The sequence below is a fragment of the Actinomadura rayongensis genome, from assembly GCF_009831215.1.
GTDB lineage: Bacteria > Actinomycetota > Actinomycetes > Streptosporangiales > Streptosporangiaceae > Spirillospora > Spirillospora rayongensis.
Window position 1 is genome coordinate 922645 of record NZ_WUTW01000002.1, and the last position, 17640, is coordinate 940284.

Consider the following 17640-nt stretch of genomic DNA (forward strand, 5'->3'; position numbering starts at 1 on the left):
GGTTCTCGGTTCGGATCTTTCTTCGGACGTTCGTTCTGGACGGACCTGCCGGGCCTTGTCGATTCACCGAGCGGTTCGCGCTCTGTTTCCTCGCACACGGCCCGCAGGGGACGTGCGGGCAGTGATCCTGGCTCTCCCGCCGGGGGCTGATCTTCTGCCCGGGTCGATTCGGTAGGGGGCCGCCAGGCGTCCGGCTCTCTGCGCGGGCGCCCGGCGGCCCCGGGGACTCCGACGCCGTCCCGTCCCCGCCCAGCGGGACGGCGCGGGAGAAGCGCGGCGCGCGATCAGGAGCCGCGGCCGAGCGGACGGCGCTTCCGGGAGCGCGGACGGCCTGCGGCCCGCCGACCCCAGCGCCGGACCGCAGGCCGGGTGAGCGCGCCCAGCAGGTAGCCGAACGCCACGGCGAAGGCGATCCCGACCGTCACCCGGACGGCGATCGCGGCCGGTCCCGACGCCGTCAGCACGATTCCTCACGGGGCGTGACGAGAGACGTCCCGTGCGTCCGGAACCACAGCCAGGCACCGGCCGCGACCACCGTGAGCACCCCGAGCCCGGCCGTTGCTCTGTGCACCGCCCGCCGACGCACGATCGGCGGAGCAGGCCGGGACACGGGACGCACCGCGCCGCGGGAAACGCGCTGCGCCGTGAACTCCCACGCGCGGACGAACTCGGGGTCGTCCTCGGGCGCGGCACCGGCCGGATCGGCGGGACGGCTGAGCAGCTCCGCGATCAGGTCGAACGCGTCCGGGTCGACGTCGTGGAGCGCGTCGAGCAGTTCGAGCGCGCCCCGGCCCGACACCGCGACGCGGTCTTCGGCCGGGGAGTGGGCGAGCCACATCCCGTCGGCGTCGATCGCCAACCGCCAGCGCGGGAAGAAGCTGCGCAGGAGCACGAGCAGATGCCCGTCGGGATGAGTCACCGGGGCCGCCCGCAGGCGAGAGCCGCGCAGACCCACTTGCCGCGCGGTGGCGTCCGCTCGACCCAGTAGGCCGAACTCAGGCTCTGGACGATCGTCAGACCCCAGCCGCCGTTGTCGTCCCAATTGTCCGCGCTGAGGTCCAGCGTTTCCAACGACAACTCCACCTGCTGCGGGCAAGGGAGCGCGACATCGCAGTCCCACACCGCCAGAATCACTTTTCGTCCCTCGACCCGCGCGTGGACCTTGATCCTGTCCAGGACGCCGGACACTTCGATCGCATTCGCCATTAGCTCCCCTACAATCAAGATCGCATCGGCGACGAGTTCGGAGCAATTCCAGCGAACCAGGGCATTTCCGACCCGATCGGGTGCGAGGCCGACAGCCGACGTCGATGTCGGAAACTGCCCGGTCACCGCCAGAACGGCGGACGTTGCTGACATCGCCCACCACACCCCCTTGGGGAAAATCCGTGAACGGAATCACAGATTGGCCCTCATCCCGACCGGCCGCACGTGTACGGTCCAAGTCCGGAACATCCCGGGAGAGGAGTCCCCCCAATGCCCGCGAAGCGGCGCCCCGAGGAACTGCCTGACCCCAAGCAGAACATGTGGGACCTCATCGCCGTCATCCTGCGGTACCAGCGCAACCAGCGCGGCCTGTCGGGCGACGCGATGGGACGGATCATCGGCGCCAGCAAGTCCACGGTCTCCCGCCTCGAAACGGGAGATGACCGCATGGACTCGAAACAGGCCGCCGCGATCGACAAAGCCTGGGACACCGGGAAGCTTTACACCCTTTTGGTGTGGTATGCCGCAATTGGCCACGACCCGCAGTGGTTCGCGCAGTACGTGCGCTTCGAGCAGCGCTCAGAACATCTCAGGATCTACGAGGAGAGCGTCGTCCCCGGCCTCTTCCAGACGGAGGACTACACAAGAGCACTATTGCTTGCTGGCACCCAGCTCGACCCGGACATGGTTCTCGCAGAGCGCATGGAACGACAGGGGCTCCTGAGCCGGAACCACGCATCCCATGCGACCATCATCGTCTCCCAGAACGCTCTTGAGTGGCCAATCGGTTCACCAGAGATCATGCGGTCGCAGCTCGCTCATCTCTTGGAGATGGCGGCACTGCCCAATGTGATCTTCAGAGTGGTCCCGCGATCGTGGTCGGTAGGGGCACATCAGGGCCTGAACGGAGCGTTTCAGCTGCTCAGCGGCGACGACTTCGGTGAGGTCGTCTACACGGAGGCGGCAGGGGCCGGGCGTTTGGTGTCGGCCCCGTCCGAGGTGCGTGGGTATGGCGTAAGGTACGAGCGCATCAGCGCGAAGGCGCTCGACGAGGGCGCATCAGCGGACCTCATCCGACGACTCATGGAGGACTGCAAATGACGCACCCCGCGTGGCGGAAGTCGAGCCGCAGCGGAACCGAGCGGAACGCCTGCGTCGAGGTAGCAGACCTGTCCACCCAAGCGGTCGGCGTCCGCGACAGCAAGAACCCCTCCCTGGGTCACCTGTCCCTGACCCCCGCCAACTTCAGCGGCCTGCTCGCCCACATCAAGCGCGGCACTCTCGACCACGCCTGAGCCCCCGCATCAGAGACACGGCCTCGCCCCAGCGCGGGGCCGTCGGCGTCTCCAGACGCAGCAACTCCCCCACGCTGGTTCATCCCTCGTGGTCTTCACCACCCTCTGTCCGCACTGGATCAGTGGGTGCGCCGAGCCCGGCGAGTGCGTCGACGGAATCGCGCCCTCCGATTCCAGTAGGCGAGGTCGCGGCGGGCGGTCAGGGTGGCGGGGTGGTCAGGACCCAGCACCCGCTCGCGGATCGGCAACAGCTCAGCGAACAAATCACGAGCCGCCACCACATCACCCGCCCTCCCCGTCCAGCGAGCGAGGTGTTGGCGGGCGATCAGCGTGACGGGATGGTCGGGACCCAACACCCGCTGGAAGATCGGCAACAGCTCAGCGAACAAATCACGAGCCGCCACCACATCACCCGCCGCCCCCGTCTAATAGGCGAGCTCATGGCGGGCGATCAGGGTGTCAGGGTGGTCAGGACCCAGCACCCGCTCGCGGATCGGCAACAGCTCAGCGAACAAATCACGAGCCGCCACCACATCACCCGCCCTCCCCGTCCAGCGAGCGAGGTCGTGGCGAGCGTCCAGGGTCTCGGGGTGGTCGGGACCCATGACCCGTTCGCGGATCGGCACCAGCTCAGCGAACAGATCACGAGCCGCCACCACATCGCCCGCCGCCCCCGTCCAGTAGGCGAGTTCATGGCGGGCGGTCAGAGTATCGGGGTGGTCGGGACCTAACACCCGCTCGCAGATTGGCACCAGCTCAGCGAACAAATCACGAGCCGCCACCACATCACCCGCCGCCCCCGTCCAGCGAGCGAGGTTGTGGCGGGCGTCCAGGGTGTCGGGGTGGTCGGGACCCATGACCCGCTCGCGGATCGGCAACAGCTCAGCGAACAGATCACGAGCCGCCACCACATCGCCCGCCGCCCCCGTCCAGTAGGCGAGGTTGTGGCGGGTGGTCAGGGTGTTGGGGTGGTCAGGGTCGTGGAGGTGGTGCAGGGCGGTGGTGCGGGCGTGTTGGAGGTCGCGTGCGGTGCGGTAGTTACCGCTGGCGTCGAGGTAGTCAAGGACGGGGAGCATGGTGGGCGAGTCGGGTGGCAGGAGATGGACGGCGTGTGGGAGGAGTTCGGCGAAGGCCGGCCAGGAGGTGCTGGTTCGGGGGTCGTCGGGCAGTGCCTGGTCGAGGAGGGTGGCGGCGGTGGCCTGGTCCTCGTCGCGTTCGGATTGGCTCAGCTGGGCGCGGGTCACGGCTTGGACGAGGCGATGCACGCTCACGTGACTGCGGCCGGGCGCCTGATCGATCATGCTGTAGGTAATGAGGGCGGCCAGGGCTTGCTCGATCTGGATCTGGTCGGTGACGGCAGCGCTGTGGGCGGGCAGCCGGTACAGGACATGGACGGGCAGGGCGTCGGGGGCGAAGCAGGCCATCAGCCGCAGCACCCGCGGCGCGACCGGGTGGTCCTGGCCGATGCGGGCCATGGTCACCTGCCACGTGGCGGCGACGACGTGCTGGTCACTGCGTACCGACCGGTTCGCCGACCCCGAGCCATCCGAGTCGGTGGGGGTGGCGGCCAGTGCCCACTGCGGAGAGTCGCGCAGCCGCCGCAGATACTCGCGGACGCTCATGCCGGGGGTGGCGGCGATGTAGGCGGCGGCCTGCCGCAACGCCAACGGCAGCCCGTCCAGCTCGACGGCCAGCTCGCGCCGAGCCGCCCGATCGTCGGCCGGGGACGCGTCGGGTTCGTCGAGTGCGCGGGCGAGCAGGTCGGCGGCGTCGTGGTCGCTGAGCACCCCGAGCCGCAGCACGGTGGTACCGACCGCACCCCAGCCGGTGGCGCGGCGGCTGGTGATGAGGACGTGGCCCGTGCTCAGCCGTCCCAGATAGGGCTGCAGGTCGTCAGGGTGCTCGGCGTTGTCGAAGACCAGCAGCCAGCCGTCATGGGAGGCCAGCCAGGCCAGCGCCCATGCCGCCGCTTCGGAGGCAGGAGCCTGGGCGGCCGCCGCCGAGGCGACCGGCGCGGCCAGCGCCCGGCCCAGCTCGGCCAGACCGGCGTCGATGTCGTCGCCGGTCTCGGCCAGCAGCCACCACACCAGGCAGTAGTCACCGCGGCGCTCATGGGCGTACTGCAGGGCCAGTTCGCTCTTGCCCACCCCGCCCAGCCCCACCACGGACTGGGCGATCACTCCCGCCCCGCCGGTCGTCAACGTGCGCCGAACCGTCATCAGCGCCTCGTCACGACCGACGAACACCCGCGCCGGCTGCCGGGGCAGTCCCACCAGCCCGGCCCCCTCGACCTGCGCCACCGGCGGCAACGCCCCCGGTGGCGGAGCGGACCACGGGAACGTCTGGTTCAACGTCACGTCCCGCGCTTGCACCACCTGCGACGCCGGCCCCGAGAACTCGTTGCGCGTCCCCGCCGGACTCGCCGGTGGCCGACGCCCGGGAGTGCGGGCACCGGCGGCCTTATGGGTGACTACGGCGGCGGTCCCGGCCAGGGCGAGCGCGATGACCAGCCACCACCAAGCCCACCGGCCGTCGTTGAGGATCTGGTTGACCGCCACCCCAACCGCCACGACCAGCACAGCCGAAACAGCATCCAGCAACCACACCCAACGCGCCCGACCGCCCCGACCAGCGATCCGGCCCGCAGAACCGACCGGACCCAGCCGTCCTGGCCTGTCCGACTCGTCGGGCGGAACAGACCGGGCAGGGACCTCCACACCGCGACCTTACGGACAGCGATCCGACCACCGCCGCCCAACCGCACCAAAACCCGAACCACGGCCGCCATCGGCCACCGCCGGCATCGACTCAGATCAATCACCGTCTACCGCAAAGGACAGCACTCCAAAAGGCACCCCGGAAGCCGGGCACCCCCCGGATGGCCGTGCTACAGCGCGCAAATGTGGCGCCGAGCCCGCACATAGCGACCGGACGCAAAAGGCAGTGTCCGGAGCGGCCTCTGAGGCGGCAAAACCCGGCCGACCATGTCGCCCTGCATGGCACACGCGGGCTCGGCTTAACGAGGACGAGCCCGTCCGGGAACACGACCGCGCGCCGCCAACCCGCTCAGCGCGATCAACCAGATCCGTGGGCACGTCTCGCGCCGGCGCCGAGCCGAACACCACGCCCGCAACCGAGGCACCGAGACCTACGTTCAGCGCTGCGTCACGAAAAGCCGCCCCAAACAGCACCCACAACCTCAGGGTTGAACCGCACCGATACCCGTCCGGCGTGGGTCAGCGGTTGATGGTCCACCATACGACCGCGCTGACTGCGGTCGCACTGAGAGCGGTTCCGGTGCCATAGGCCAAGCCCCGGACGCCGGCGAACAGTGCGGCCCGAGCGAGTCGGCGGACCTTGCGGTGGCACGGACGCGAGCTGAGCGTGGCGTTAGTGCGGTCGGTCTGCACGGTCGGGCTCCTAGCGAACATCGAGTGATTGCGACGGATGCCACGTGGCGGCGCCCATTGCGGCAGTCCGGCCGATTTCCGGCGACCCACCCCGCGTCCGGATGAAGTCGGCCATGCTGGATGACCGGGCGTTCAGCGGCGGGAAAATGGTGTCCGGCGCTGATCCGTTCTGGATCCGGAGAAGAGTGGACGCCCCGTGCCCGACCCCCAGGGCCTACTGAACCCGGTAGGTAAGGCCGCGCTGCTCGCGGCAGAGCTGCGGCGTCTACATGCGGCGGCCGGCACACCGGAGTACCGGATCCTGGGACGGCAAGCCGCGGCGCAACAACCACCGGTGAGGTTGGCGAACTCCACCGTCAGCGACTGGCTCACCGGAAAGACCATCCCCGCACAGAGCCGAGCGTTCAACTTCCTCGTCAGCCATCTGCTCTCGCGCCCTGGGATCCGCGACGACCCGCACTACCGTCAGCGCCCTCTTACCTGGTGGCAGCGGCTCCGCGCCGAAGCACGAGCCGAACGCCGCACGGGCGGCAGCCGCGGCGGACGTCCCACCGCTGCACCGCCCACTGCCCCACCGCCGTCACACGCTGTCGCGTCTCCCGGGACTGGAGGCGGGTCGAGTATCGCGATGTCGGGGCAGGCGGAAGCGGTCGTGATGGCCGGGTCCATCACCGGGGACGTGCATGTCCATCCGCCCGCGTCCGCCCCGGCATTTGACACCCAGGTGAGAGGGCGGTGCCTGGTCGGGGTGATACCGCAGCCCGCTGGCTGCTTCCAAGACCGTCAAGCCACGGCCGAGCTGGACGCGCTTGAAACAACCGACATCGGCAGCGCGCTGCGCGGTGTGGTGTTGACCGGGACAGGTGGGGTGGGAAAGACCCAGCTCGCCGCCGACTACGCGCGCCGCCAGTGGACTACCGGGCGGGTTGAAGTGCTGGTGTGGGTGACGGCCGCGACGACCACCGAAATCATCGAGGCTTACGCCGACGCCGCCCTCGCGTTCGCCGCCGCCGGGATGGGCGTGGCCGTGGTTCCCGCCGCCGTGAAACGCATCGACCTGCCCGACATCACCTACCGGCAGCTCACCATCACCTCCGGCCCGGAACTGCTGATCATCAGCCGGACCGACGAACTATCCGGCCCGGTCAAAGCCTTCCTCAGCCACGCCCGGAAATCCGAACCTCGGCCCCCTCTCGAAACTTGAGCGCTCCGGGGACATGCCCGTTCCGGCGAGATCCGATGAGAATCGGGGGACGTCAGCGTCGGCGGCACGGCCAAACCCGCCAGGCATTACCAGACCGGCGTTTGACGCCCCGAGCCCGACACCGCGACGCGGAGTTCGCTGCGGCCGAGGCGAGGCTCGCTGGCACCTGGGCGGATAGCGGAGACCCGGCCGGGCGGTTTCCGGCCGGGTCTCGCTCACTGGTGGGCGGTCAGTGTTTGTGGCCGGTGACGGGGAGGTTGTGGCCGCCGTTGACCTGTACGGGGCCGTCGGCGGCGGCGATGGGGCCGCCGGTCACGGGGAGGCCGGTCGAGGGGGCCACGGCGTGTTCGTCGAAGGCGGCGCCGGACGGGGTCTGGGCGTGCATGAACACCGGCCAGGCCAGGCCGCCGGAGATCGAGACGGAGATGTAGTCGCCGACCATCCGGCCTTGGCTGGTGTCGGCGATGAGGGACAGGCCGAACGGGCCGTCCAGTTGGGTCGGGGCGCTCCAGGACGTCCCGCCGTTGGCCGATGAGGTGTAGCCGACGGTCAGCTGGCAGGTGCTCGCCGAGCAGCTGGGCGTGGCGTAGCGGTAGTAGGCGACGGCGAGGGCCGCGGAGCCGCCGGAGGTGGCGGGGTTGACGGCGATGCCGGGGATGAAGTGGTCTCCGCCGTCACTGGTGATCCGGGTGACGGTGCTCCAGGTCGTCTCGCTGGTCGACTTGGACAGGACGATGTCGTTGGCCGCGCACCCGGACTGGAACCGGCAGTCCTGCCACACGACGTAGACGGTGCCGGCCGCGTCGATCTCCGCGGACGGCAGCGGGCTGGTGCGCAGGCCGCCGGCGGTGGTGTGGACCTGGGCGGTGGAGATGGTCACCGAGCTGCTCCAGGTGGAGCCGCCGTTGGTGGACCGGAACGAGCGGATCTGTCCGCTGTTGCTCTCGTAGGGCACCATGACCGTCCCGTTCGGGCGGACGACCGGCTGGCCGCCCAGGCCCGTCTGGGTGAGGGTGTGGTCGGTCCAGCTCGTCCCGCCGTTGGACGACACCGACATGTGGATGCGGTTGCTCGCGCCGTTGTCGTCGTACTCGGTGTAGCAGTTGCCGTAGAACGGGCTGGTGGCAGTGTTGTCGCAGACGATCCAGTTCTTGTCGAGGTTGGCGCTCCCGGTCGCCAGCCGCGTGGTGACGACCGTCGGCCAGGTGAGGCCGCCGTCGGTCGACAGGCTGGTCAGGACGGCTTTGCCGACCACGCCGCCGGTGTCGGTGAGCGCGAGCGTGGAGATCATCCACACGTTGTGGCGGGCGTCGTAGGCGACGGCGGCGTCGCTGACCCGGTCGTAGATGCCGCCGCCCTGGAACTTGGTGACGCCGGGCAGGCAGCCCTGGGTCCAGCTGCCGCCGCTGTTCGTGGACGTCGCGAAGCAGATGTCGGACGCGCCGCCGTCGAAGAACCGGCCGGTCTGGAACGCCGAGACGATCGTGCTCCCATAAGAGAACGTGTCCGGCTCGACCTGCGTCTTGTGCTGGCTGGTGGAGTTGGTGAACGGGTCGGACCCGATCGTGGTGAGGGTGACGTTCGCGACTGCCGGACTCGCACCGAGCAACAGCGCGACGGCCGCGGCCAGGCCGACGACGGCACGCCACGGGCGGCGCCGAGAGAAAAGATGCATGGGGGCCTCTCTGGAACGGGACGGTACAGCGCCAACGTCCGCTCAACAGAACCGCCCATCAACATCACCGACAATTTGTTGCCGACTCGCAACTGATCACGCACTTCATTGACCGCCCATGGACAGGAAGCCCTCTGGCGCACTGCGCCGCACCGTGGTAAACGCGGTTCCGGCACCCAAGAAACGGCTCAGGAAAAGGTCTGCCAAGCCACCATTCGACAAGGCTCCAATTCACGTCCCGGGATCGCCCTCCGTAATCGTCAGGAGCAGGAGGGGTTCGGCCGTTTGTGGCCGTTTGCGGGGTGTGCGGCGCCGGCCGCTTGGCACCCGGTACACCTGACAGAAGACGGACCGAGCGCGGACGGGCTCGGGGCGCGGCGGGCCTTCAACTGCGGCGACCCACGTCCGGGTTGCGCGGCGAGGTGGTCCGGGATGCGAGCAGGGGCGGTGAGGTTCGGTGACCGGTGTCGAGGTGCTGGCCGGGGTCGCGGTGGGGTATCTGGTGCGCAAGTTGCGGCGGGTGGGCGGCCGGGCCGACGTCGAGGTCGACCGTGCGCTGGACGAGGGCATGGACGCCTTGCACGACGCGGTCACCCGGCGGTTGGGGCAGGACGACGTCCTGCGGCGGTTGGAGGCCGAGGCCGCCGATGGCGCCGAGCCGACCGCGTTGACGGTGCGGCGCTCGGGCGACGCCATCGCCCAAGCCGCTTTGGACGACCCTGGTTTCGCGGCCGAGTTGGAGGCGCTGGTCGCGCGGCTGGACGAGCTGGCCGCCGCCGATGCCCTGTCGGCCGGGTCGACGGTCAACACCATCTCCGGCAGCACGGTGCACGGCCCGGTGATTCAGGGACGTGACTTCACCGGCCCCGTCACCATCGGGTCGCCAGGCCCCGCCCCGGCCGCCGACGAGGCGAAAACGGGGAACCCGGAAAAAGAACAGCCCCCGGCGCGGTGACCGATCCGCGCGCCGCACCGGGGCGGACCCACAACGAGATCAACGACGCGATCGTCATCGGCCCCGCCATTCTCGGCCGCGATATCACCCTGCGGCTGCCGGCCCAGGTTCCGTTGGCGACCTCGGGCCTTCCCGCCGGATCGCCGGCGTTCACCGGACGGCAGGACGACCTGGACCGGCTGCTGGCCTGCCTCAACCCACCCGCCAGCGACGACGGAGCCGCGGACGACGACGCGGGGGCGGCCAGGGCAGTGGTCGTGACCGCGGTCGGCGGGTTGGCGGGGGTCGGCAAGACCGAGCTGGCCGTCCAAGCGGCGCGGACGGCGCTGCGGCGCGGCTGGTTCGCCGGCGGGGTGCTGTTCGCCGATCTGTTCGGCTATGACGACGACCGCCGCCGCGACCCCGGCCAGGTACTGGAAGGGATGCTCGGCGCCTTGGGCGTCCCGGGCGAGCACATCCCCGCCCACACCCAGGACCGCTCCCGGCTCTTGCGGTCGGTCCTGGCCGAGTTCGCCGCACGGGGACGGCGGATCCTGGTGGTCGCCGACAACGCCAACACCGCCCGCCAAGCCGAGCTGCTGCTGCCCACCGACGGGGTGAACGCGGCGATCGTCACCTCCCGGCACACCCTGGCCATGCTCAACGCCCGGCTGCTCGACCTGAACGTCCTGGACCCCGACGGCGCACTCGCGATGCTGGACGAAACACTGCGCATCGCCGACCCCGACGACACCCGCATCCCCACCGACCCCACCGGCGCCGCCGCGCTAGCCGACGCGTGCGGCCATCTGCCGCTCGCGCTGCGGATCGCCGCCGCCCTTCTCGCCGAAGACCCCGACCACACCCCCGCCGCCCTCGCCCGGGAACTCGGCCAAGTCCAGCCCATTGAAGGCTTGGCCTACGGGCGCGACGGTGTCCGCAGCGCGTTCGAGCTGTCCTACCGCACCCTCACCCCCCACCAGCAGCGCCTGTTCCGGATTCTGACCGTCAACCCCGGCCCCAACATCTCCACCGCCGCAGCCGCCGCCCTCACCGACCACGACGAACCAACCGTCCGCCACCAGCTGAAGGACCTCGCCCGCGCGCACCTGATCGAGCGCGCCGCCGGCCCCGACCGGTGGCGCATGCACGACCTGGTCCGCCAGTACGCCACCACCCTCGGCCTGCAGCACGCCGACACCGACCACCGCGACCAAGCCCTCCACCGTCTGCTCAATCACTACGACGCCACCACGTGGGCGGCAAACGCCCGCTTGGACCCGACCGCCACCACCCCGACCGCGCGCGAGTTCACCGCCCGGGAGCAGGCGCTGGTGTGGCTGGACACCGAACTGCCCAACCTCACCGCCGCCGCCCGCACCGCCGCCGACACCGGCCACCCCGACACCACCATCGCCCTCGCCCTGAACCTGGCGCGCTTCCTGGAGTGGCGGCGGCTGTTCAACGACTGGATCACCCTGTCCACCCTGGCCCGCGACACCGCCCAACACACCGGCGACCGAAACGGCACAAGCCGGGCGATGAACAACCTGGGACTCGCACTGCAAGAGGTGCGGCGCTTCGAGGAAGCCATCACCGCCCTCCAACAGGCCACCGACATCTTCCGCGAGACCGGCGACCGGCACGGCGAAGGCATGGCGTTGAACAACCTTGGGCTCGCACTGCGGCAGGTGCGACGCTTCGACGAGGCCATCACCGCCCACCATGACGACCTGACCATCTGCCGCGAAACCGGCGACCGACACGGCGAAGGCGTGGCGTTGAACAGCCTGGGGATCGCACTGCAGGAGGTGCGGCGCTTCGAGGAAGCCATTACCGCCCAGCAAGAGGCCGCCGCCATCTACCGCGAAACCGGCGACCGACACGGCGAAGGCCGGGCGTCGAACAGCCTGGGGATCGCGCTGCAGGAGGTGCGGCGCTTCGACGAGGCCATTACCGCCCACCAACAGGCCGCCGCCATCTACCGCGAAACCGGCGACCGACACGGCGAAGGCCGGGCGTCGAACAACCTGGGACTCGCACTGCGGGAGGTGCGGCGCTTCGACGAGGCGCTCGCTGCAGGGCAGGAAGCTGTGAGGGCCTTCGTTGAGGTAGGCGATGAGTACAGCGAAGCCATCGCCCGCCAATCTCTCGAAGAGACGACACAAGCCAGCGCCGCTCCAGACGGACACTAGCTATACCCGCCCATCAGGGTCCGGGGCCAGACGACCGAACGCCTTCGACTATTCCGGTGTGGAGGGGGTGCGCGCGTAAGGGTCCCCGACGGTGCGGGGCTATGCCAGGTCGGTGAGGATTGTTCGTTCGGCTAGGACGCGGGTTGCGGCGGGGAAGTCGGCCAGGCGGGCGGCGAGGGTGGCGGTGGCCAGGCGGGGTGGGAGGACGGCGGCGAATTTCAGGCCGTGGACGGCTCGGGGGTCCACGTCGGGCAAAGTGAGCGGCTCGTTCGTCGCGCGCGCGGTGTGCCAGAGGGCCGGGGTGAGGTCCTGGCGCAGGCGGATCCAGAGGTCGTTCGGTTGCTGTGCCGGGTCGGCGACGGAGCTGAGCGTCGCGGTGAGGGTGGCGTTCGCGCGGTGACCGGCCCAGGTCCACCAGCGGATGTCGCCGGACGCGCGGACGATCGTGGTGGCGTCCGGGGCGGCCGTCGCGTCGACCAGGACGCGGGCGCGTTCCTCGGCGAGCGTGTCCCGAGCGCGGCGGGTCAACGTGACGGGCGGGTCGGTGCCCAGCAGGACTGAGCGCATTGAGCGGACCAGCGTGAACGAGCGGGGCGCGTGCCGTCCCTGGTTCCAGCGGGCTACGCCTCCGGCGGCCACGGGTTCCACGAACGCCCGGCGGCGTTTCCAGTCGATGTGGCGGACTTGCCAGCTTCGTCCGGCCAGCAGGACGCGGCGGGGGCCTTCGCGGCGCTCGGTCAGGACGGTCGTGTCGGTGCGCCCGATCTCCTGCCGTCCGAACAGGACGGTGAACTGCGGCGACGCCGTGAACGAGGCGGTCAGTTCCATGAAGTGACGCCGTCCGAACCGCCTTTCGGCCTCCGGGCCAATGAACAGCAGGCCACCGTCGACGTCGAGATAACCCTGGTCGATGAGATGCCGGACGATCGGTTCGGCGGACGTGTCGAACGGGGCCAGGCCGTTCCATTCGGACGCCCACACCCGGTCCCCCACCGTCCCGTTCTGGAGCGCGAGCGCCAGGAGCTGCTGCGCGACGAGGTGGCGCGGTTCGGGCGGCGGGACGACGGGCTCCACCCAGCCGTCCGCCCACAGCGACAGCAGCCCGGCGGCCTGGACGAGCGCCGCGGGCGTCGTCGCGAGGAACAGGCAGTTCCGGACGGTCCCGGCCCGCCGCCCGGTGCGCCCGAGCCGCTGCAGGAACGCCGCCACCGTGGACGGCGCGTCGATCTGGATCACCCGGTCGAGGTCGCCGACGTCGATGCCGAGTTCCAGCGTGGACGTCGCGACGATCACGCAGTCCCGCGCCTCGGCGAACGCCCGCTCGGACCGGGCCCGCTCGTCCGCCGCGAGCGACGCGTGCGACAGGAAGACCGTCACGCCGCGCGCCCGCAGCTCCGCGCCCAGCTCCTCGACCTGCCGCCGCGAGTCGCAGAACACGAGCCGTTTCGAGCCCCGGTGCAGCGCCGCGACGACCTTCGCCGCGTTCGCGAGCGAGCCGACGTGGTCGAGCGTGATCTCAACAGGAGACGAGGACGATGAGGAAGGCGCGACCACGAGGCCGTCCCGCGCCCGCGCGCCCTGCAGCCACGTGAGCAGGGCGGACGGGTTGCCGACCGTCGCCGACAGCCCGACACGCTGGATCCGGCGTCCGGCGACGCGTTCCAGCCGTTCCAGCACGGCCAGCAGATGCCAGCCCCGGTCGTCGTCCGCGAACGCGTGAACCTCGTCCACGACGACGGCCCGGACGCCGGCGAGCAGGTGCGTGTGCTCGGTCGCCGTACCGATCAGCATGCCTTCGATGGACTCGGGTGTGGTGAGCAGCACGTCCGGCGGGTCGGCGCGCAGGGCGCGGCGGCGCGCGCCGGACACGTCGCCGTGCCAGACGGCCGCGCGCCGCCCCAGCCAGCCGGTGTAGGTCTCCAGGCGCGGGCCGAGGCCGTTCAGCAGCGCGCGCAGCGGGCAGACGTAGAGGACGGACAGGCCCGTCCAGCCGTCCCGCGCCATGGCCGTGAGCAGGGGGAACACGGCCGACTCGGTCTTGCCGCCGGCGGTGGGGGCGAGGACGAGCACGTCCCGTCCGGCGAGCACCGGCTCGACCGCCGCGCGCTGCGCCGGACGCAGCCCCGGCCAGCCGAGCGAGTTCACGACGTGGTGCAGGACGACCGGGTCCAGCTCGCTCACGGGTCGAGGACGACGTCGTCGGGCAGGACGAGGTTGCGTTCGACGTCCGTCAGCTCGGCGGACCGGACGGTCAGCGCGTAGTGGACGCGCGGGTCGAAGTCGGGGTGCTGGTCGACGCGGTCCAGGACGTCCGCGACGAGCTTCTTCAGGAACAGCCGCGGCGCCACGCCGACCTTCCCGCCGAGCGCGCCGCCGACCGCCGCGGCCAGGTCGGCGACGTAGACGTCGTCCACCACGGCCGCGCCGCGCCCGCCGTACAGGTCGCGGACGCGGATCCCCAGCTCCACCAGCGACGTCGCGGTGAACCCCGGCAGCCGGAGCTGCACGGCGCGCGGGTTGTCGAACCGGGCGTCGGTGCCGAAATCGGTCGCCAGGCGTTGCGCGAGCGGCGGGAGGCGCTGGACGCCCTGCGGCCCGTCGTAGAACGCGGACGTCCCGGTGATCATGAGGTAGAGCCCGGGGAAGCGGCCCGCGTGGACCTCGTCGATGAGCTGCCGCAGCGCGTTGAGCGCCTTGTCCCGCGCGTCGGACCGGACGCGCTGCAGCGTCTCCACCTCGTCCAGCACGACGAACAGTCCCGGATGCCCCGAGTCGCGCAACACGGTCAACAGCCCCTGGAGGAAGCCGAGCGCGCCGAAGTGGTCGAGGTCGCCGCGCACCCCGGCGGCCCGGCGCGCCGCCGCCGGGACGTGCGGCTGCCCGCCGAGCCACGCCAGGACGGCGGACGCGGCGGCGTCGTCCCCCGCGAGCTGCGCGGACCGGTAGCCGCGCAGCGCGGTCGCGAACGACGGCGCGTGCCGGGACACCTCCGCCAGCCGCGCGGCCACCAGCCGTTCGGTCGCGGCGGGCAGGTCGTCCTCGGGGGTTCCGGCGGCGAGCGCGTCCTCTTCCAGGGCGTAGAACCAGGCGTCCACGATCGGTCCGAGCGCGCTCGGTGGGGAGCCGGTGGTGGTGAGCCGTTCGGTCAGCCGCCGGTAGACGGTCTCCAGTCGGTGCAGCGGCGTTTCTGTCTCCGAGACCTGGATCTCGGCGACGGCGAAGTTGCGTCGTTTCGCGCGCTCGCCCACCCAGCGCGTGAAGAACGTCTTCCCGGACCCGTACTCGCCGCGTACCGCCTTGAACACGGCGGAACCGGACGCGACCGCGTCCAGTTCGGCGTCCAGCTCCGGCGCGAAGCGGTCCAGCCCGGTGGCGAGCAGGTCCAGGCCCGCGTCGGGGACGGCCCCGCGCCGCAGCGCGTCGAGTACGGCCCGGCGCCGCGCGGCGCCGGTCATAGCTCGAACTGCTCGCGCAGCAGCGCGCGGTTCAGCCGGACGGTCCGTCCGTCGGGCAGCCGTTCGAGCACCTGCGCGCCGTCGTAGTTGAGGACCTGGGCGAGGATCGCCGCGAACCCGGGCGCGCGGGACGCGGGGAGCCCGATCCGCTGGGCGAGCGCGGTGACCGGGAGCGTGCCGTCGTCCAGCAGCGCCTGGACGGCCGTGCGGAACTTGGCGAGCGACGGCTTGCGCGCGACCAGCTCCAGTTGCCCGGTGAAGATCTCCGAGGCGAGCAGCGCGTCGACCGGATCGGGGGCCGCGACGTCGAACAGCGGCGCGGCGCCCGGCGGCGGGACGGGTCGGCGCCGGGACCTCGGCCTGGCGGGCGGGGGCGGTGCCTCGTCGCGCCACCAGGCCGGCCGCTGGTCGCCCAGCTCGCGCCAGCCCTTCGGCGGGTCGGCACCGAAGGGCAGGAACGCGAGCACGGGGACCGCCGCGCCGGCCAGGCCGTCCGGGGGCGCGGCGGGGGCGCCGGTCAGCAGGACGGCCCGGTCCCGGTCGGCGGCGGCGCGGAGCAGGGCGGCGAGGCCGTCGAGGCGTCCTTCGTCGCGGACGACCACGACGGGGCGTTCCGGGTCGTCCAGCGCCGCCGCGAGATCGCCGACCGGTTCGGGGAGGTGCGGCGTTCCGTCGGCCCACATACCGCGGCGACGCGGCGTCGATCCGGACGAATTGGGCACCGGGTCGAACTCGGCCCACTCGCGGCGGAGTTCGTCGGCGGCCTCGGCGGCGGACGCGGCGTCCGTCCCGGTGAGCAGCACGAGCAGGACGCGCCGCGCGGAACGGCCGGTGGTCAGCGGACGGACGACGCGGTCCGGGAACGTCCCGGCGGTCAGCGCCGGGCCGGGTCCGGCGGCGATCGCGAGGGCGAAGGACCGGTCGATCGCCGTGCGGCGCTCCCTGACGCGTCCGGCGATCCGGTCGTAGGCGGCTTGGAGTTCCGGGTCGCCGACCGTGAGGTGGGTCAGCGCGCGGTCGACCCAGCCGGTCTCGGTGATGTGCCGTTCGATTCCGGCCCCGACGGTCGGGATGTCGGCGGACGGTTCAGTGCCGAGCCACCGGACGAGCCGCACCGCCATCGCGGCCCGTCCGATCCGGGGCTTTGCGCCGGGTTCGTCGGCGCGGCGGTGGTCAGCCAGGTCGCGCAGGGCGGCGTCGGAGCGCATTGCGTCCAGGGTTTTGAGCGCGGCGCCGAGCGTCGCGAAACGGGCGGCGAGCCCTTCGTCCAGCACCGGGCTGTGCCGCGCGGCCGTCTCCGCCGCGAACTGCCGGGTCAGGGTCGCCGCGCGGCGCAGGACCGTCCCGTCGCGGACGGAGACGACGAACTCCTCGCACGCCCGGCCGAACGCCCCGACCAGCTCGTCGAACGCCGTGCCGGACGCGGGCGGCTCGTCGCCGAACCACCGTTCCGCGCGGCCCTGGGCGCGGAGCGTGCCGGCGTCCAGCGGGGCATGCCGCCACAGCGCCGCGCAGACGAGCCCGAACGGGACGGCGTCCGGCCCGTGACCTGCGGCGACCAGCGCGAGCAGCGCCCGCGCCGCCGTCCCGGCCTGGTCGTCCTCGCCGAGGAAGGCGGTGAGGCCGTCGCGTTCGGGGGCGCGCAGGGAGAGCAGCGTCGCGGGCGCCCCGTCGCGCAGCGACCAGCGCAGCAGGGCGTGGACGTCGATGCCCGTCGCGTCGGCGGGCTCGTCCGCGGGCGCGTACCGGCCGAGTCGCAGCCGTCGCTGCGCGAGCAGGGACAGGGCCGTCCGGCTCGACAGGACGCCGCCGGGCACCTGCGGCCAGCCTTCGGGCGGAGTGGCGTCCAGGAGGGCTTCGGCCGCCCACGGCAGGGCGCGCAGTCTGGGATCCACCGCTGACGCACCGAACTTGTCCTGTACGACCTTCCAACCGTCCACCGCGTGGATTCGGTACCTGTGGGTGCGGGCCAGGATCGCCTGGTCCAGGTCGGACGGCTCCTGATCGGTGAGCACGACCAGCACCGCAGGCCCGTCCTGCCCGGCCAGGTGGTCGAGTACCAGTTCATGGATTGCCAGTACCGACACGGCCGCGACGACACGGATCCGCCGTCCACCGCCCAGGTCGACGTCGGCCGGGCCGTCCCACTGCGGCGCGGACCGCAGCAGGACGACCTCACGCTTCCCGTCCGCGAACACCGTGCGCCGTTTCGAGGACAGCAGGTACTGCTTGACGGCCGGGACGGTCAACCGCAGCGCGCTCATGA

14 protein-coding genes are annotated in these 17640 nt (G+C 71.5%); 5 read left to right on the forward strand and 9 right to left on the reverse strand.

What is annotated here, in order from left to right; genetic code table 11:
• Positions 1 to 284: 284 nt before the first annotated feature.
• The 3 genes from GQ466_RS13580 to GQ466_RS13590 are packed head-to-tail and all read right to left on the reverse strand — an operon-like array spanning position 285 to position 1359.
• Positions 285 to 464: a hypothetical protein gene (locus GQ466_RS13580; protein ID WP_161103210.1), complete on the reverse strand. Its 180-nt coding sequence runs from the start codon at positions 462 to 464 to the stop codon at positions 285 to 287.
• Positions 458 to 919: a hypothetical protein gene (locus GQ466_RS13585; RefSeq protein ID WP_161103211.1), complete on the reverse strand. Its 462-nt coding sequence runs from the start codon at positions 917 to 919 to the stop codon at positions 458 to 460. The genes GQ466_RS13580 and GQ466_RS13585 overlap by 7 nt, the downstream gene beginning before the upstream one ends.
• Positions 916 to 1359, reverse strand: a complete 444-nt coding sequence (locus tag GQ466_RS13590; RefSeq protein WP_161103212.1) for an ATP-binding protein — start codon at positions 1357 to 1359, stop codon at positions 916 to 918. Before GQ466_RS13590 ends, GQ466_RS13585 begins: the two co-directional genes overlap by 4 nt.
• A gap of 117 nt (positions 1360 to 1476) precedes the next feature.
• Here GQ466_RS13590 and GQ466_RS13595 point away from each other — a divergent pair, with 117 nt between their 5' ends.
• Together GQ466_RS13595 and GQ466_RS13600 are read left to right on the forward strand one after the other, a co-directional pair.
• Positions 1477 to 2307, forward strand: a complete 831-nt coding sequence (locus tag GQ466_RS13595; RefSeq protein ID WP_161103213.1) for a helix-turn-helix domain-containing protein — start codon at positions 1477 to 1479, stop codon at positions 2305 to 2307.
• Positions 2304 to 2501, forward strand: a complete 198-nt coding sequence (locus GQ466_RS13600) for a DUF397 domain-containing protein (protein ID WP_161103214.1) — start codon at positions 2304 to 2306, stop codon at positions 2499 to 2501. Before GQ466_RS13595 ends, GQ466_RS13600 begins: the two co-directional genes overlap by 4 nt.
• 119 nt (positions 2502 to 2620) lie before the next feature.
• On the opposite strand, the gene GQ466_RS33135 is transcribed toward GQ466_RS13600, so the two are convergent.
• Together GQ466_RS33135 and GQ466_RS13610 are read right to left on the reverse strand one after the other, a co-directional pair.
• Positions 2621 to 2908 carry a tetratricopeptide repeat protein gene (locus GQ466_RS33135; protein WP_419866913.1) on the reverse strand — a complete coding sequence of 96 codons (288 nt, stop codon included), beginning with the start codon at positions 2906 to 2908 and terminating at the stop codon, positions 2621 to 2623.
• Positions 2909 to 2926: 18 nt separating this feature from the next.
• The gene (locus tag GQ466_RS13610) at positions 2927 to 5080 is read right to left on the reverse strand and encodes a tetratricopeptide repeat protein (protein WP_161103216.1); all 2154 of its coding nucleotides are present in this window, start codon (positions 5078 to 5080) and stop codon (positions 2927 to 2929) included.
• Positions 5081 to 6539: 1459 nt separating this feature from the next.
• On the opposite strand from GQ466_RS13610, the gene GQ466_RS13615 reads away from it, so the two are divergent.
• Positions 6540 to 7115 carry a type 2 periplasmic-binding domain-containing protein gene (locus tag GQ466_RS13615; RefSeq protein ID WP_161103217.1) on the forward strand — a complete coding sequence of 192 codons (576 nt, stop codon included), beginning with the start codon at positions 6540 to 6542 and terminating at the stop codon, positions 7113 to 7115.
• Between the two features lie 229 nt (positions 7116 to 7344).
• Here the strand turns inward: GQ466_RS13615 and GQ466_RS13620 are convergent, their stop codons facing one another.
• On the reverse strand, positions 7345 to 8790 hold the full coding sequence (locus GQ466_RS13620) for a sialidase family protein (protein ID WP_161103218.1): 1446 nt from the start codon (positions 8788 to 8790) through the stop codon (positions 7345 to 7347).
• Positions 8791 to 9247: 457 nt separating this feature from the next.
• Here GQ466_RS13620 and GQ466_RS13625 point away from each other — a divergent pair, with 457 nt between their 5' ends.
• Together GQ466_RS13625 and GQ466_RS32765 are read left to right on the forward strand one after the other, a co-directional pair.
• Positions 9248 to 9745: a hypothetical protein gene (locus GQ466_RS13625; protein WP_202420422.1), complete on the forward strand. Its 498-nt coding sequence runs from the start codon at positions 9248 to 9250 to the stop codon at positions 9743 to 9745.
• Entirely contained in the window at positions 9742 to 11919 is a 2178-nt protein-coding gene (locus GQ466_RS32765) for a tetratricopeptide repeat protein (RefSeq protein ID WP_161103219.1), read from the forward strand. The genes GQ466_RS13625 and GQ466_RS32765 overlap by 4 nt, the downstream gene beginning before the upstream one ends.
• 99 nt (positions 11920 to 12018) lie before the next feature.
• On the opposite strand, the gene GQ466_RS13635 is transcribed toward GQ466_RS32765, so the two are convergent.
• From GQ466_RS13635 to pglZ, 3 genes are read right to left on the reverse strand one after another with little or no spacing between them, the layout of a single operon-like run.
• Entirely contained in the window at positions 12019 to 14100 is a 2082-nt protein-coding gene (locus tag GQ466_RS13635; RefSeq protein ID WP_161103220.1) for a DEAD/DEAH box helicase, read from the reverse strand.
• Positions 14097 to 15374, reverse strand: a complete 1278-nt coding sequence (gene brxD, locus GQ466_RS13640) for a BREX system ATP-binding protein BrxD (protein WP_161103221.1) — start codon at positions 15372 to 15374, stop codon at positions 14097 to 14099. Before brxD ends, GQ466_RS13635 begins: the two co-directional genes overlap by 4 nt.
• Entirely contained in the window at positions 15371 to 17638 is a 2268-nt protein-coding gene (gene pglZ / locus GQ466_RS13645) for a BREX-2 system phosphatase PglZ (protein WP_161103222.1), read from the reverse strand. Before pglZ ends, brxD begins: the two co-directional genes overlap by 4 nt.
• Positions 17639 to 17640 lie beyond the last annotated feature (2 nt).

What these genes read in the sequence shown, in the direction of transcription:
- GQ466_RS13590 (WP_161103212.1), bottom strand. Translation starts at nt 1,359, where the DNA reads ATGTCAGCAACGTCCGCCGTTCTGGCGGTGACCGGGCAGTTTCCGACA.
- GQ466_RS13595 (WP_161103213.1), top strand. Translation starts at nt 1,477, where the DNA reads ATGCCCGCGAAGCGGCGCCCCGAGGAACTGCCTGACCCCAAGCAGAAC.
- GQ466_RS13600 (WP_161103214.1), top strand. Translation starts at nt 2,304, where the DNA reads ATGACGCACCCCGCGTGGCGGAAGTCGAGCCGCAGCGGAACCGAGCGG.
- GQ466_RS13615 (WP_161103217.1), top strand. Translation starts at nt 6,540, where the DNA reads ATGTCGGGGCAGGCGGAAGCGGTCGTGATGGCCGGGTCCATCACCGGG.
- GQ466_RS13620 (WP_161103218.1), bottom strand. Translation starts at nt 8,790, where the DNA reads ATGCATCTTTTCTCTCGGCGCCGCCCGTGGCGTGCCGTCGTCGGCCTG.
- brxD (WP_161103221.1), bottom strand. Translation starts at nt 15,374, where the DNA reads ATGACCGGCGCCGCGCGGCGCCGGGCCGTACTCGACGCGCTGCGGCGC.
- pglZ (WP_161103222.1), bottom strand. Translation starts at nt 17,638, where the DNA reads ATGAGCGCGCTGCGGTTGACCGTCCCGGCCGTCAAGCAGTACCTGCTG.